A 15,225-nucleotide genomic window follows, 5' to 3' on the forward strand; every position below is an offset into this window, starting at 1 on the left:
TACCGGAAGAACTAAACAGTTTCAGCAGGGAAACACTCGTGGCAGTGCTCCTGTCCATGCAGGACCAGCTTACCCAACTGAATACAAACATGGAACGTCTGATTGAGCAGATCGCGTCTGCAAACAATCATCGTTATGGGCGCTCTTGCGAAAAGCTGGACGTTATCGCCGGACAGTTGGAGCTGGAGATCATCTTTAATGAAGCGGAAGCCTTAACCGAAACGCTTTATGTTGTCGAACCTGCAGAAGAAGATGTGATTCAGGTCACGCGCCGGAAAAAAAAAGGAAAACGCGAGGCGAATCTCAAGGAGCTTCCTGTGGAAGTGATCTCTCATACCCTTCCGGAAGAAAAGCTGCAGGAGATTTTTGGCTCCGTTGGCTGGAAGCAGCTCCCAGATGAAGTCTATAAAAGAGTCCGGGTTCAGCCGGCAGTCTACACGGTCGAAGAACATACCGTTTCCATGTGTTGCAGGCCGATGAGACTCTGGTCAGGGTATCGAAGGATGGGCGCCCGGCAAACAGCAAGAGTTACATGTGGGTTTACCGGGCGGGAAAGGGATATGGGGATACACCCATTATCCTGTATGAATACCAGAAGACCCGGAAAGCAGACCATCCGCGGGAATTCCTGAAAGGATTCACAGGCACCGTTGTCTGTGGCGGATACTCCGCCTACCGGAAGCTGGACCGGGAAAGTGAGACCATCGTTTTCGCAGGGTGCTGAACCCATGCGAGAAGGTATTTTGCCGATGCCCTGAAGGCATTGCCGAAACAAGATCATCAGGCAGCCAAAGATACGGTCGCTTACAAGGCGACCAAGCGGATTGGCGCCATATACCATCTGGACACCCAACTCGCTGATGAAACCGGATGACCGGAAAAAGCAACGGCAAATCAATCTCAAACCTCTGGTGGAGGCTTTCTTTGCGTGGGCAAAAGAAATCCAGACTTCCAGTCGCCTGACCAAGGGTAAAACTCTGGAAGGGAGCAACTACTGCATCAATCAGGAAGAGGCATTAAAAGTATTCCTGGATGATGGCGAAGTCCCGCTTGATAATAACGCAACTGAAGGGTCACTGCGTAGCTTCTGCCTGCACAAACATGCATGGAAGCTGATCGACAGTATCGATGGTGCACAATCCAGCGCGATCATCTACAGTATCACGGAAACAGCAAAGGCGAATAATCTAAATCCCTTCCGCTATCTGGAATATATCCTGACCGTGATGAAGGATCATCAGGAGGATACGGATTATCGTTTTATGGAAGAACTGCTTCCCTGGTCTGAGCAGCTGCCGGAAATCTGTAAGAGCAAAACAAAAACAACAAATGTGTAAACTGACCGCCGGAAACGGCGGTCATAAAATGAGCTGGTACTCATGGTCTACCATATACGGTTTTTTTGCCGGGTACCGGCTATGAATCACTTACACCCCCTTCCTGTCCATATGCTAGGGTTGGGGGAAAAAAGCCTCTGATAATAGCCAGATACTAAACCGTCCAAAAGGAAGCAATACTGGGACCAGCTCTGCACTGGGAGCAAGTTTGTGTTGAGATGACCGCACTGTGAGTAAGGCGTTAAAAAGCATATGCCGTTATGTGTAAAATATAGGCAAAATATCCGCCGAAAGAAATTGTGTATTACCGATTATTTTGGTAGACAGCCCTCATACATGATGCTATACTTACCATATACCTGTCCACAATTACGGATGTGCATTGACCATTTTTTTGTAGCCTCTAAGGTAGAGCTTTCAATAGCGATATATCGCTTGGGAACCCACTACTCTGACGGTTCAGCTTGTGGTAAGTGGCATCTGGCTCTCTATTGCGTTGGTGGTATGGATGACCTTCTTGATTGCTGTGGAAAACTTGAAGATCGAGGAAATAGCATCCCAGTTTTGCATCCAGTTTTGCATCCAGATTTTCATTGAATTGAGATATTTTTTACACTTTTTTAGTCACCCATATTGGCGTTTCCTCTCATTATTTTATGCCCATGTCAATAGCATGTCATATTTCATGATAATGTAACTATAGTATGCTGTTATGGAGTTTTCAACTTGGTGAGTCTATTCTATTATCTCAAATCATATAGAAGGAAATCCATACATTATATGAAGCATTTACTATTGTTTAGCTTCACCTTTGCACGATTATTCCAAAATCATTTTATTCTTATTCTGGTATAATAGTGTTCATTGTCTGTATGATGAATATATGCATTATTATGTAGTTGAACTTTTAGCGAGGCTATATTATCTAATCTTGTAGACATATAAACTTCATCATCAGGAATTATTTTCTTTGCTTCATCAATTGCTAATGCTAAGCCACTAGAAGCAAACCCCATTCTTCTAAAATTACGGTGAATTTGATATCCAATATGACCAGAACCATTCCTTAGGCTATCATTTAAAAAATGTCTCAATCTAAATAACCCTACTATAGTTTTTTCATCCCATAAAAAATAATTTGTTTCAGGTACATAACCACTTGGAAGGTCTATTCCATTTGAATAGTTAATTAGTTTAGGAAGTGAAACTTCCATAAACTCCTCTTTAGAAATATTATGAAGATTGTTTATAAATCCATTTTCATTCAAGGGTAAATCCTTTAAATACAAATACTCTAGTTCGCTATCGTAGGTATTGAGTTTTTTTAGGTATAACATATTATTTTCTCCATGATTACTATAAATAGGTAGCATTAATCCGTAATTAGTATAATTAGAGATGTTTAGGAAAAAATGAATTTTTAAAGAGCTGCCCCTAATGAAACTACAAAGCGTTGATAATTATCGATTTCAATTTTACCTTTTTTAACATCTTTTGTTATAAGATATGGTCCAATAGATAGGGCGTCTAAATTAGTTTTTTCAAAACATTTCAGAGCATCCATAGGTGTTTCAACTATAGGTTCTCCAGCAATGTTAAACGAGGTATTCAATAATATAGGTACACCTGAAAGCTTTTCAAACTCATCTAAAATATTGTAGAGAACTGCATTTTGAGTAGAGGTAATTGTCTGAACTCTTGCAGTTTTATCCACATGAGTAACAGCCGGAATTTCATTGGGTTTAAGGACATTTGCCACTAACAACATATAGGGACTTTCAGCTCCGTGCTTGGGCAGCTCCTCCAACAGATATTTGAAATACTCGTATGGCTTCAGGTTATTCGCTTTGGCAGTTTCAGCTATGCTGTAGGCAATGGCACTGCTCTTTGCTCCGCCGCTCGTATCAATCAGATACCAATTCTTCCTGCCCAGAGTAAAGGGGCGAATACTTTGCTCCGCAGCATTGTTTGTCATCGGGACAGCACCATCTGTAAGAAATACCCGCAGAAACGATTCCTGATTGATGCAGTAGCTGATTGCCCTGCCAGTCTTCATTTTTGGCGCTACGTGACCCTGCTCGTATTTCAGATACGCAAAGAATGCGGCAACCAATGGGGCAACGTTTCTTTTTCGCTGTTCCAGACTCTCTTCGGGAGGCATATCCGCATAACCCTGCTCATACCGGAACATGGTCTGTATAATCTGGAACGCCTTATAGCAGATGGACTCCTGAACGGACCCTTTTTCCTTACCGGCAGACTTCACAACATCGGCAAAGTCCCTTCTGGCATGGGACCAGCATCCGGCAATCGTAAGGTCGTTCCGTTCCCTCGCGATTGAATGGTATACCTCATATCCGTCCGTCACGCAGATGCCACTGCAATCCTTTAGAAACTGTCTCGGATAATCCGCTTTGCGTCCTTTCTGGTATTCATAAAGGACAAAAGGATGTGCTTCCAGTGATCCGGTCCGGTACACCCACAATATAACTCCTGGATCTGGCAGGGCGACCATCCTTTCGTACTTCAACTGGTGTTTCATCTGCGTGGAGGACATGATAGTCATTGAGTTTTTCCCTGAGACGGTCATAAATCCTCTTCAGGTAACAGTCTGAACAGACATTCGCCCAGCGGCACATGGTCGGTTCCGGAAGGAAAACGTTACAGCGCTCGAACTCTTTTACCAGTCGCTGGATTGGCTGTGCATTGACATACTTGGCGTTGTAGATACCTGCGGCGAGGGAAGGCGTCACGATGCTGTTGCGCAGAAGATCAGCGGGACGCTCACCACGCACGAACGTCCTGCCGTCCGTGCTCACAAAGACCTCTACATGATGCTCGATTACCTCAAAGGAGGCGGGATGGAAAGCCAGTCTCTTATAAACTTCATCAGGGAGCTGCTTATATTTCCCATCTGGGAACGCTCTCTGGAGTTGTGCTTCGCAGACGGGATGGCTGACTGTGCTTACGGGCAGATCCTTCAGTTCTTCCCCGCGTTTTCCAATCACCTTTTTTCCGCGTTTATAAGCCTTCTAGTGGATTTCTTCGAAGGTAGGTTCCAGGATATCCGGATTCAAATCAACCGTCATCTCGGTTTCGTTAAACATGAAACCAAGCTGGAAGTGACCCTCCGCTTCCGTCAGGCCCTTTTCGGAAGAACGACCAAACCGATGCTGGCGCAGATGAATGACCTCCTCCGTAAGGATATCAATACTCTGGCTGAGCTTCTCCATGGAGTCCTGAAGTCCCAGATACATCTTGATCAATGTTTGTTTGTCAAGGTTTGATAGTTCTTGTTCGTCCAGTCTTACCGCCATCGTCCAAGACTCCCCCTTCCTGAATTTCATTTAGGAAAGTATACCAGAAACGCTCGGGAAAAGCCACTGATTGATTTGGAAACATTTCCAATTTAGAATACTTGTGTGCAGTTGACCTTTTTTATGGTCGGACGTTCCAGGATCGTCATACCATCAAGAAGCCGCTGGAGTTCAGCCTGGCTGAGCTGCACAGCTTCCTGTTGACTGCGGAGCCATCGGAGACGGCCGGCTTCTATGCGCTTGTAAACAAGGCAGAACCCATCGCCTTCCCAGACCAGCCCTTTGAATCGGTCTGATCTGGTCCCGCAAAAAAGGAAGAGGACATTTTTCTGAAAAGGGTTAAGATTGAACTGTTCCTTTACAAGAGCGGCCAGACCATCGATTCCCTTGCGCAGATCACTTTTACCCGCATAGAGATAAATTGCTTCGAAACCATTCATCTTAGACAACATCGGTCATCACCGCCTTAAGAAAAGCGAGGATATTGTCTGGCGCATCACCGCTGACTTCAATGACGGTATCCGCACGACGGATTCGGAGAGCAACAGCGGAAGAAGGGTCCGCAGGGCAAAAGGGAACCCGCATGAATCCACCGGTATGTTCCATGGACGTCTGGCCTGCCGCAGCCAGCGCTGTATTGCGCAGCTGCCTGAGGCGATAGTAATACTGTGACTCACTGACATTGTTTGCTGCGCACCATTCTTCGATGGATAGGCCGCTGGCACTACGTTCTTGGACCATGGCTTTCCAACTAGCCATTCGTACTTCGACGACCTCGTTCATAGAGAGTAGCATCCTTTGAGTTACTTGAAAAACTTCTAAAAGTTTTCAAAGTTTTTCAAGTAGATTCTTCTAGGAGCCTATTATCTCACAGACTGGGGCTCTAATCAGCCTACTCATTATGAATCACTTACAAGGCATCTATTTCTCACGCCCTGAAAAACACCCATTTCCAGGCCGCAAATTCACTCAATTTCCCCTCAAAAACCACTATATCTTGTGGTTTTATTCTTCATTTTTCTCCAAAACCACAATTCGTCATCTAAACTACCGTAGCTTAATGCCTATGCATCGAAAACTCATCCATAGGATACTTCTTCAGATTCTCCAGCACATGCCTCTCCTCGGCAGACCCAATCAGCTGTTCCCTGGCCTTCTTGGCCTCGGTCTCAGTTTTATGCCGGCTGGGACCTCCTACGCAGCCGCCTACACAGGCCATGCCTTCCACGAAATCTTCCGGAAGCTTTCCCACCTTCATGAGCAGCAATGCCTTCTTACACTCTGCGGCTCCGTTACAGCGGGCTACTTTGACATCTGTGTTTTCATCCATTTCCTTCAGGCATTCCAGTACGGCCGCTGTCACGCCGCCGCCGTTGCCAAAACGCTTTCCAAACACAGAGCTTTCCTGATAATCGTTCTCGGCCGGCTGAAGCTCTACTCCCTTGGCGCGCATCATGGCTCTTATCTCACCAAAGGTCATGGCATAATCTGCATTTCCCTTTACATTTAAATCCAGGCTCTCGCTCTTCTTGGCTATGCAGGGGCCAATAAATACAGTAACCGTATCCGGATCCCCGCTCTTTATCATTCTGGACACTGCGCACATAGGCGACACCGTGGTGGACATATTCTCCAGTAACATTGGAAAATGCTGCTTAATCATGTTCACGAACGCGGGACAGCAGGAGGTAGTCATCTTCTTTCCCTCCTTATGGGCCTGGGCCCATTCTTCTGCCTCATAGGCAGCGGTCATGTCTCCGCCCAATCCCACTTCTATCATGTCCGCAAATCCCAGCTGCTTTAATGCAATTTTCCAGCTGGCCATGGTAATGTCAGGGCCGAACTGCCCCTCTGTGGCAGGCGCCACCATGGCAACCACCCGTTTTCCTGCCTTAATCAGGCGAATCACATCTACCATGAAGGTCTTGGACCCTATGGCTCCGAACGGACAGCTATGGATGCAGGCTCCGCACTGGATACATTTCTTCTCATCAATCACGCAGATGCCATACTCATCATAAGTGATGGCATCCACCGGACAAATTTTCTTACACGGACGCTCCAGATGGGCAATGGCGTTATAGGGACAGGCCTGTGAGCACTTGCCGCATTCCTTACATTTGCCGGGCTCGATATAGGCCCGCTCACGTCCCATGCTGATGGCTCCGAAATTACAGGAGTTCTGGCAGGCCTTTCCCATACATTTACGGCAGTTGTCAGTTACTATGTAGGATGCAATGGGACACTCCTCACAGGCAGCATTGATAACCTGGACCACATTGGATGTGTCCTTCCCGGTTGGACATTTTCCTTCTGCCAGGCGGACCCTCTGCCGGATAATTTCTCTTTCCTTATAAATACAGCAGCGGTAAGTCGCCTGAGGCCCTGGTATCATGGAATATGGAATCTGCTCCCGCTTCTCGTCCAGATTCCCTTCCCATGCAGCTTTAGCCACCTCGTAAAGTACATCATGTTTCAAACGCAGGATTGTCGCATCATTGGTTACCATCTTTTTCTCCTCCTTGTTACGGGCACTTGGAGACCGTCCTATGGTCTCCTGCGCATTACATATCATTGGCTTATCCCATATATGTCTGCTTCTATATCACAATTCGAGTTTGTTAAAATTATATCAACACTAGAAATCTACTATATTTACCCTGAAAAAGCAAGTATTAAATGACATACAACATTAGTAATATGTCACCACTACTGTCTTTCCCATCTCCTCAATCACATGCCTCAGCTGTTCCACCAGATTCTGGCGGATACCCAGGTCAAAGGGAAGTCCCGGATTCTGGTACGCACTGTTGATTGCCTTCCCCACATACAGGTGCACCTCCGTGCAGTCCTCTATGAGCACCTTGGCCACCATAGAACCCCCGTTGGGCTTATCCAATTCATGAAAAAATTCTTCGGATACAGTCTCATTTTTCACATACCTGCGAAGCAGCTGAAGTACCCGGTTAAGGGTAAGAACTCCCTCCGTAACCAAATCCACACCTTCCATGTATGCAATGGGAGGTATCTCCGGATCCACATAATCCAGTGATACATCCAGTTTCTTCCCCAGCACCCTGGACACGATAGTGGCGCTGGTTCCCCCGCATACAATGGTCCTGGCATTGGGATCATCCATAAAATCCTGGACCATACGAACGTCGTCTTCCGGATTCCTTGCAGGTCCGGTCATAAGGTGAACAGGCTTGCTGTCAATAATCCGCATGCACGCCACCGTAGTATCATCCCCTGGACGGAACTGATACAGCTCGTCACAGGCCCTGCTGATGCTGGCGGCCAGACGCATGGCCGACACGGTCAGAGGATACTGTCTCACTGCATAGTCCGCAATGTCCTGCCACAGCCATCCAAAGTTCAGCAGTTCACCCACCCCTGCATGGATGGTGCCGTCGCTCATGAGAATCAGGGCATCGCCTTTTTTGACCTTGAACCTGTATTCATTGATTTCCTTGCCCTGCATGACCCGTACATTTTTCGGAATCTGCATAAGCTTTCCGTCCCGGATAAATATGCATCCGGGATTATCATATTCCACCAGATACGCATCCCCGTTGTGGTATACCTGCAGTATACTGAAGGTGGAATAAGCCACCTGCCTGACCTGACAGATGGGGAGAGTCTCACTGATGGTATCCACACACTCCTCCAGGGTAGCCCCATTAAGGAACATGGTTCCTAATATCTTAGAGGTCAGCGTGGACAGGATATTGGCCTTGACTCCGCTTCCCATACCGTCCGCCAGAATCATGATGTTGGAATCCTCGGTCTGCAAAAGCTCTACCTTGTCCCCGCACAGGATTTCGGTGTACTTGTTCAGGCTTTTATATGCAACATCCACTGTAATTCCCATTATTTACCTCCGTTGCCGCCTGGTTTCTTTAAATCCACATTGCTCAGATGGACATACCCGGACTTTCCCCCGCCCGGATTGGCGCTGCCTATATGGACATACCCCGTAGGCTTTTTCTGTTCACCGGCATTATCTGCCGGATTCCCGGCTCCTGATGCCGGTTCTGATGCCGGCCCGGTTCCTGATATCTGTCCGGCTTCCGCTCCGCCGGAGCCCCCGGCTGTCATGACACCCTTTAAGGGCACGGCTCCGCTTCCCAGCTGTACGCCAGGAATTTCCCGCTCTCTTTCTCCCCCGGCATACCCGGCATCGCTGCCATCCTCCAGCAAGGAGTGGCACAGCTTGGTCAGGGTGGTTTTTGTCTCGGCTGTTGTCTCTCCCAGCAGACCTGCTATCTCCTGAGCCACCATCATCTGTTTGTGGATGACCTTCTGGGCCAGATCTATGGTTTCCAGCTTTCTCTCATATTCTTCCTGGGCCAGCTCCTCCTCACGGGTTATGTCTATGAAGGTGGCCAGGACTGCATTTTCCTTTTCTATGTACACAATGTTCTGCAGGGTGGAAAGATTATATTCCGGATAATTCACCCGCTTGCCGTGGATGTTCTGGTGTGTATCAAATACCCACTGGAAGTTCACTGGGTCGATAAGTTCATACAGATACATCTGCAATGCCTGGGAACGGGTCCTTCCAAAATATCTCTCGCCCACATCCGAGTACTCCATGATGCGCATGTCATCTCCCACAATCAGTACGATGTTGGGTGAAGTCTCCATCACCAGGTTGGCCATGGATTCCGCCTTTTCATGCATAAACGGGATACACATGCTTACCTCTGCCTTGTGCTGGAATACGGCAATGGCCTTTTCACGGCAGGTAGGGTAACCGCAGGCGCCGCAGTTCAGCTCATCCTCCGGCTTCAGTTTGTTGGTCATTCGCAGGATTTCCCGTATCTGTTCCTCCGTAGGCTGGGGGTCCCTGGGGGAATGGTCCTCGAACTGCTTCCTGAAATTCACATTTTCCCATACCGGCTCCATCTGCGTTTCCTCAGCCGGCTCCCTGCAGATGCTCTCCTCCATGTCCAGCTTAACCTTAAACCTGGATATAAACTCCTCATCTACCGTGGGGCCTTTGATGCAGCCGCCGGAACACATATTCATCTCTATAAAACAGCCCTTGATTTCTCCCCGGGACATACTCTTGCACAAATCAATACAATTGTCTTCCCCGTGGACATAGAACTTTCTGTATCCATCCCCCTTCTCCTCGGTAGCCAGCACGGAATTCACCACGCCGTTGGTCACAGGATACAGGCGGTTTACCTTTGGGTCAAATGCGGTAAATGGCCGGTCTTCACAGTCCCCGATTACGATGTCTTCTTCCTCCAGCCATTTGTTTATGTCATTAAAATTTAATACAGCATCAATATAGCCCTCATGCCTCAGGTCCATGGCTTCCTTCTTCTTGGCAATACACGGTCCAAGGAACACGACCTTCACATCACATCCAAGTTCTTCCTTCAAAAGCTTTCCGTGGGCAATCATGGGAGACACAACCGGTGCCAGGCAGGGTATAAGCTGTGGATAGTAGATTTCCACCAGGTCATTAGCACTTGGGCAGCATGTGGTTATAATATTCTCCATCTTGTGCTCTGCCAGAAGCTTCGTATACTCAGCCGTCACAAAAGCAGCTCCCTCGGAAGTCTCTCTCACATCCTCGAATCCCAGGCGCAGCAGAGCCCCCCGCACCTGACCGATTGTCTTGTATTTTAATAAACCCATATAGGACGGTGCTATGGACACCACCACACGCATGCCTTCGCGCAAAAATCCGCGAACCATGTTCAGGTCGCTCTTAAGGGTTTTTGCTGACTGAGGACAGATCTTCAGACAGTGACCGCACAGGATACACTTGTCCGGCATGATGACCGCCCGCTCATCCTTGACCTGGATGGCCTTTACCCCACAGTAGCGGACGCATTTATAGCAGTGTTTGCACTTTGTGGCTTTGAAATCTATGATTTCCATGCCCATAATCAAAGTCTCCCCTTTATCTCATTTTCAAAAAATTCTTCTGTATCTTCCGGCTTCAGGGAATACAACTCGCCCTCCACCGTCACGCACACTCCATGGTCACAATTTCCGGAACAGAACGCACCGTTTAAATCCACCTTATCAGACAGGCCGTTCTCATCCACCAGCTTCTGGAGCTTACTGATAATCTCTCTGGATCCCTTTAAATGACAGGCGCTTCCAATACATATCGTTACTTTCATCCCTTATTCCTCCACTATCTGCGTGTATTATGGGCTCACCCCAAACCATGGCTTCATTATCTCACATTGTGATATTTATATCAATAATATTTCTCAAATATTTTATAGAAAAGACAGGGCTGTTGTGCTATAGTTAATGATATTTACGAGAGGAGTTGAAGTACTATGAAAAAACATGTTTCTTTACTTTTAATAGCATTTATGGGTATCTCCCTGGTGCTGGGCGGATGCGGCAAGAGCACCTCAGGCACACCTGCCACAGAGGCTCGGACGGAAGCCCAGGCCGGGACACAGACGGAAGCCCAGGCCGACGCACAGACCATAAACCAGAACGGTGAAAAAGCCTCCCAGGACCAGGCCTCAGAAAGCGCTTCCGGCGCAGTGTCCTCCTCTGAATCCGGTTCCGGCGATGAACTGAACACGGGTTTTGATGAAAACAAGCTGACCTGTCAGGCAGCCATCCGTGTAGGCTCTCTAAAAGGCCCTACCTCCATGGGACTTGTATCCCTGATGGACAAGGCTTCCAGGGGCGAGACCTCCAATGTTTATGAATTTACCATGGCCGGCAAGGCTGATGAACTGGTGGGCAAGATTGCAAACGGCGATCTGGATATCGCCCTGCTGCCTGCCAATGTTGCCAGTGTACTCTACGCCAAGACCCAGGGAAATATCACGGTCCTGGATATCAACACCCTGGGTGTCCTCTATGTGGTTGCCTCAGATGATTCCATTTCCTCCATGGCTGACTTAAAGGGACGCACCATTTATATGACAGGAAAGGGAACCACCCCTGAATACGTCATGAATTACCTTTTAAAGGAAAATGGTCTTTCTACATCTGATGTGGACCTTCAGTTCAAATCCGAGGCCACAGAAGTGGCGTCCCTGCTAAAACAGGATTCCAGCGCCATCGGAGTTCTGCCGCAGCCCTTTGCCACTGCTGCCTGCATCCAGAACCCTGACCTAAAAACAGTGCTGGATTTAACAGAACAGTGGAACATGCTGAACAAGGACACCGGAAGCATGCTGGTGACAGGAGTTACCCTGGTACGCAGCGATTTTCTCAGGGAAAACCGCTCCCCTGTTGCAGACTTCATAAAGGACCATGAGGCCTCCACCCTTTTTGCCACAGAACATGCGGAGGATGCATCCAGGCTGATTGCTGAGCAGGGTATTGTGGAAAAAGCCCCCATTGCCCAGAAAGCCCTTCCCTACTGTAATATTGTATGTCTGACCGGTCAGGAGATGAAGGACGCATTGAGCGGTTACCTCTCCACCTTACATGAACAGGACCCAAAATCCATCGGCGGACAGATGCCCGGAGATGATTTTTACTATATGCCCTAACCCCTAACTGCGGAGACATCCCTCATGAATCAACCTACAAATCACATCACACGAATACGTAAATATCTGGTTTGGCTGTTCTGGATTGCAGTATGGCAGACAGCCAATCTCCTGATACACAACAATATTATATTCGTAGGCCCTCTGGACATGGTAAAGGCCCTGGCAGAACAGGCGGCGGACCCGGCCTTCTGGGCCACCATCCTGAATTCCTTTGCCAGGATAAGTCTTGGATTCCTGGGGGCCTTTGCCCTAAGCATCCTCCTGGGAAGCCTGGCCTACCTCTTTCCCCTGGTAAAGGAGCTGCTGGACCCGGTCATGCTTCTGATTAAATCTGTTCCGGTTGCCTCCTTTGTTATCCTGGCACTGATATGGATTGGCTCCCGCAACCTGGCAGTATTCACCTCTTTTCTGGTGGTGGTGCCCATGGTCTATGTGAGCACTCTGTCCGGGCTGAAACACACGGATAAAAAACTGCTGGAAATGGCCCGAGTTTTCCGTATGCCCATGTGGAAGCGCATCCACTATATCTATGTGCCAGCCCTCCTTCCATACCTTGTAAACGGGTGCCGTACAGCTCTTGGTATGAGCTGGAAATCCGGCGTGGCCGCGGAAGTCATCGGCATACCGGAAGGTTCCATCGGAGAACAGCTGTACTACTCCAAACTGTATCTTGACACGGCCGGGCTATTTGCCTGGACCTTTGTCATCATAATAATCAGCGCATTGTTTGAACGTTTTTTTCTTTATCTGCTAAAGAAAATAAAGCATTAAGGAGCGTGTATGGAATGACCCTGGAATTGCAACATATTTCCAAATCCTATGACGGGCTGCCCGTATTAAAGAACCTGAACCTGTCCTTTCAGCAGGGCCAATGTTATTGTCTCATGAGTCCATCCGGTTCAGGCAAAACTACTCTGCTGCGCATTCTCATGGGGTTGGAGCAAGCAGACCATGGCTTGATACTGGCAGACGGAACCCCCCAGGACATGAGTTCCCTGCCTGCTTCCGCTGTCTTTCAGGAGGACCGGCTCTGCGAATCCTTTTCTCCGATTGAAAATGTAGCCATGTGTGCCGGCCGGTCGCTCAAGGCTCCCCGTATTAAATGGGAATTGGCCCGCCTGCTTCCGGAGGAATGCCTGAACCGCCCTGTATCCACCTTAAGCGGCGGCATGAAGCGCCGTGTGGCTGTCGCCCGTGCCCTTCTTATCCCCTCCCATATTCTTCTCATGGATGAACCTTTTACCGGCATGGATGACGAATTGAAATGCAATGTCATTTCATATATCAGGGAAAAACAAGACGGACGGCTTTTAATCCTCTCAACCCACCAGGAGGAGGATGTGGAACTCATTGGCGGAGAGCTGGTGAGATTGGAAAACTGTATGGACGTATGATATGTACGATATACATTAACCGAGCCAAAGAAAAGCGCTGCAGCCCATGGTTTTTCCCCTGGGCCTGCAGCGCCTTTCACATATAATTCTGAATACAATTCGTATAAACAGCCTGATTCAGTCACCTGCGCTGGTACGAAAGAATGAACTTACATCTGTCTCATCTGGTCCTGGCAGGATGGTAACTGCATATCGAAGGCAGGGTTGAACGCATAGAAATTCCTGCTGTCCAGCTTCTCCTGGGTGATACGCAGCAGTTCACCGAATCTCTGATAATGAACGACTTCCCTTTCCCTCAGGAATTTGATGGGTTCACAGACGTCATAATCCTTCACAACGCGCAGGATATTGTCATAGGTGCTCCTGGCTTTCTGCTCTGCAGCCATATCCTCATGAAGGTCCGTAATTACGTCTCCCTTGGACTGGAACTCACATGCATTAAAAGGAATTCCTCCTGCCGCCTGGGGCCAGATACCTGTGGTGTGATCGATATAGTAAGGTCCGAAGCCCTGCTCTACCAACTGGTCGGCAGTCAGTCCCTTTGTCAGCTGATGGATAATGGCAGCCACGATTTCCAGATGTGCAAGTTCGTATGCACACAATCTCTATACGTATAAATATATACCATTAATTACCAGAACTTCTTTTATTTTCCTGCGTTATAATAGATCGTGAAAGGAGATGTTGGTATGAATGTGATACCTGGTATGCGGTTTGGTGCCCTAACCACAAAATGGAGCTGGAAAAATCATAATTTCCGGCGCATATGGAAATGCACTTGCGAGTGCGGAGGATATTGTTATGTAAAGGAGGATGCGCTTATCAAAGGAATTGTAATGGATTGTGGAGAGTGCGAGGAAAATATTGCTACATACGAACCAAAGCTCTTAGATCATCCTGACTTTTCAGTCATTGAGGAATTTGTTCAAGCCGGCGGAAAACTGGCCGATGACAATGACAAGGATATTATTCGTCTGAGAAATTTGTTTGGAGTTATTACTCCAATCCTGTCTGAGCTAAAATGGGGCGAACAACGGATTGCTGAATGTCCAGATTGTGGCGGCAAAATGATTGTGGCCTTAAGCAGCGTGAATGGACATGCCCATGTGGTATGCGAAAAATGCGGTGTCAAATTAATGCAATAGTTCTTTAGGCAGACCAGGTATCTGGTTCTGCCTTTTTAGTATTTTCTGTGCTCAATACCAATTTATCAAGTAAGGCCGGGTATGGAAAAAACGTATATACTGGTCAACAGTATGTTATTACTTATGCAGGCATAGATGATAGGGCTTATCTAAACATGCAATTTGTGTCTGAAGCTCCGTGGAAAGAAAATAATTCTACCCGTGCTGGTTACGGATTTCATAATTCTGGGTCCAACGGAGGAGCGTTATATCTGGATACAGATGGCCGATTGAAATTCGTTACATCAGATACACATACTGTCTACGCTTTGGATTGGCATAGCTTATAATTGCTATAAAATGGTTATATTATAGAAAAAGAAAAACAACCCGCATACCGGCCTGCACTGCAAGGATTAGCAATGATGTCAGTATTATTCAAATAAAAGGGCATAGAAATATTTCCGTTTTCCCAGCCTGCAATGCGTCCATGCCTGACTATTGTTGAGGCAGGCAATCCACTTACTATTAGAGTATTTACTGCTGTAATCGCCTTT

The 15,225-nt window shown here is 47.6% G+C and carries 14 protein-coding genes and 4 pseudogenes; 7 read left to right on the forward strand and 11 right to left on the reverse strand.

Translation table 11 applies throughout. From position 1 onward, the window contains the following. Positions 1 to 89: 89 nt before the first annotated feature. From CGC65_RS32600 to CGC65_RS31915, 3 genes and pseudogenes are all read left to right on the forward strand, one after another. A pseudogene (locus CGC65_RS32600) lies at positions 90 to 317 on the forward strand (transposase domain-containing protein); the annotation flags it as partial. Between the two features lie 146 nt (positions 318 to 463). Further along, complete coding sequence (locus CGC65_RS32605) at positions 464 to 724, forward strand: IS66 family transposase (protein ID WP_242981754.1); 261 nt, start codon at positions 464 to 466, stop codon at positions 722 to 724. 100 nt (positions 725 to 824) lie between these two features. Further along, positions 825 to 1,337, forward strand: coding sequence for an IS66 family transposase (locus CGC65_RS31915; RefSeq protein ID WP_242981763.1), 513 nt, complete (start codon positions 825 to 827; stop codon positions 1,335 to 1,337). 311 nt (positions 1,338 to 1,648) lie between these two features. Here CGC65_RS31915 and CGC65_RS32610 read toward each other — a convergent pair. The 10 genes and pseudogenes from CGC65_RS32610 to CGC65_RS24265 all read right to left on the reverse strand — a co-directional run. Continuing rightward, positions 1,649 to 1,946, reverse strand: a pseudogene (locus CGC65_RS32610) (transposase); the annotation flags it as partial. 221 nt (positions 1,947 to 2,167) lie between these two features. Then, positions 2,168 to 2,674, reverse strand: coding sequence for a GNAT family N-acetyltransferase (locus CGC65_RS24230; protein ID WP_002568882.1), 507 nt, complete (start codon positions 2,672 to 2,674; stop codon positions 2,168 to 2,170). 83 nt (positions 2,675 to 2,757) lie between these two features. Continuing rightward, positions 2,758 to 3,105: a carbamoyltransferase C-terminal domain-containing protein gene (locus CGC65_RS32825; protein ID WP_235622320.1), complete on the reverse strand. Its 348-nt coding sequence runs from the start codon at positions 3,103 to 3,105 to the stop codon at positions 2,758 to 2,760. A 15-nt stretch (positions 3,106 to 3,120) separates the two neighbouring features. Then, positions 3,121 to 4,654 (reverse strand): annotated as a pseudogene (tnpC, locus tag CGC65_RS32830) (IS66 family transposase); the annotation flags it as partial. Positions 4,655 to 4,746: 92 nt separating this feature from the next. Next, entirely contained in the window at positions 4,747 to 5,106 is a 360-nt protein-coding gene (gene tnpB / locus CGC65_RS24240; protein ID WP_002568886.1) for an IS66 family insertion sequence element accessory protein TnpB, read from the reverse strand. After that, positions 5,096 to 5,437, reverse strand: a complete 342-nt coding sequence (gene tnpA / locus CGC65_RS24245; RefSeq protein ID WP_002568887.1) for an IS66 family insertion sequence element accessory protein TnpA — start codon at positions 5,435 to 5,437, stop codon at positions 5,096 to 5,098. Before tnpA ends, tnpB begins: the two co-directional genes overlap by 11 nt. 274 nt (positions 5,438 to 5,711) lie before the next feature. Continuing rightward, positions 5,712 to 7,163, reverse strand: a complete 1,452-nt coding sequence (locus tag CGC65_RS24250) for a 4Fe-4S dicluster domain-containing protein (RefSeq protein WP_002568888.1) — start codon at positions 7,161 to 7,163, stop codon at positions 5,712 to 5,714. 183 nt (positions 7,164 to 7,346) lie between these two features. Beyond that, complete coding sequence (locus CGC65_RS24255; RefSeq protein WP_002568889.1) at positions 7,347 to 8,525, reverse strand: SpoIIE family protein phosphatase; 1,179 nt, start codon at positions 8,523 to 8,525, stop codon at positions 7,347 to 7,349. After that, a complete protein-coding gene (locus tag CGC65_RS24260) occupies positions 8,525 to 10,558 on the reverse strand; it encodes a [Fe-Fe] hydrogenase large subunit C-terminal domain-containing protein (RefSeq protein WP_002568890.1) in 2,034 nt (677 codons plus the stop codon). The genes CGC65_RS24255 and CGC65_RS24260 overlap by 1 nt, the downstream gene beginning before the upstream one ends. Positions 10,559 to 10,560: 2 nt before the next feature. Continuing rightward, on the reverse strand, positions 10,561 to 10,800 hold the full coding sequence (locus tag CGC65_RS24265; protein WP_002568891.1) for a (2Fe-2S) ferredoxin domain-containing protein: 240 nt from the start codon (positions 10,798 to 10,800) through the stop codon (positions 10,561 to 10,563). Between the two features lie 165 nt (positions 10,801 to 10,965). Here CGC65_RS24265 and CGC65_RS24270 point away from each other — a divergent pair, with 165 nt between their 5' ends. From CGC65_RS24270 to CGC65_RS24280, 3 genes are read left to right on the forward strand one after another with little or no spacing between them, the layout of a single operon-like run. Further along, positions 10,966 to 12,147: an ABC transporter substrate-binding protein gene (locus CGC65_RS24270; protein WP_002568892.1), complete on the forward strand. Its 1,182-nt coding sequence runs from the start codon at positions 10,966 to 10,968 to the stop codon at positions 12,145 to 12,147. Between the two features lie 24 nt (positions 12,148 to 12,171). Continuing rightward, a complete protein-coding gene (locus CGC65_RS24275) occupies positions 12,172 to 12,921 on the forward strand; it encodes an ABC transporter permease (protein ID WP_002568893.1) in 750 nt (249 codons plus the stop codon). A gap of 14 nt (positions 12,922 to 12,935) precedes the next feature. Further along, the gene (locus CGC65_RS24280) at positions 12,936 to 13,544 is read left to right on the forward strand and encodes an ATP-binding cassette domain-containing protein (RefSeq protein WP_002568894.1); all 609 of its coding nucleotides are present in this window, start codon (positions 12,936 to 12,938) and stop codon (positions 13,542 to 13,544) included. Between the two features lie 149 nt (positions 13,545 to 13,693). Here CGC65_RS24280 and CGC65_RS24285 read toward each other — a convergent pair. Further along, positions 13,694 to 14,134 (reverse strand): annotated as a pseudogene (locus tag CGC65_RS24285) (manganese catalase family protein); the annotation flags it as partial. A 99-nt stretch (positions 14,135 to 14,233) separates the two neighbouring features. Between CGC65_RS24285 and CGC65_RS31430 the strand changes: the two are divergent. Continuing rightward, positions 14,234 to 14,689, forward strand: a complete 456-nt coding sequence (locus tag CGC65_RS31430) for a hypothetical protein (protein WP_002578695.1) — start codon at positions 14,234 to 14,236, stop codon at positions 14,687 to 14,689. The last annotated feature ends 536 nt before the right edge of the window (positions 14,690 to 15,225 follow it).

The organism is Enterocloster bolteae (assembly GCF_002234575.2).
Classification (GTDB): domain Bacteria; phylum Bacillota; class Clostridia; order Lachnospirales; family Lachnospiraceae; genus Enterocloster; species Enterocloster bolteae.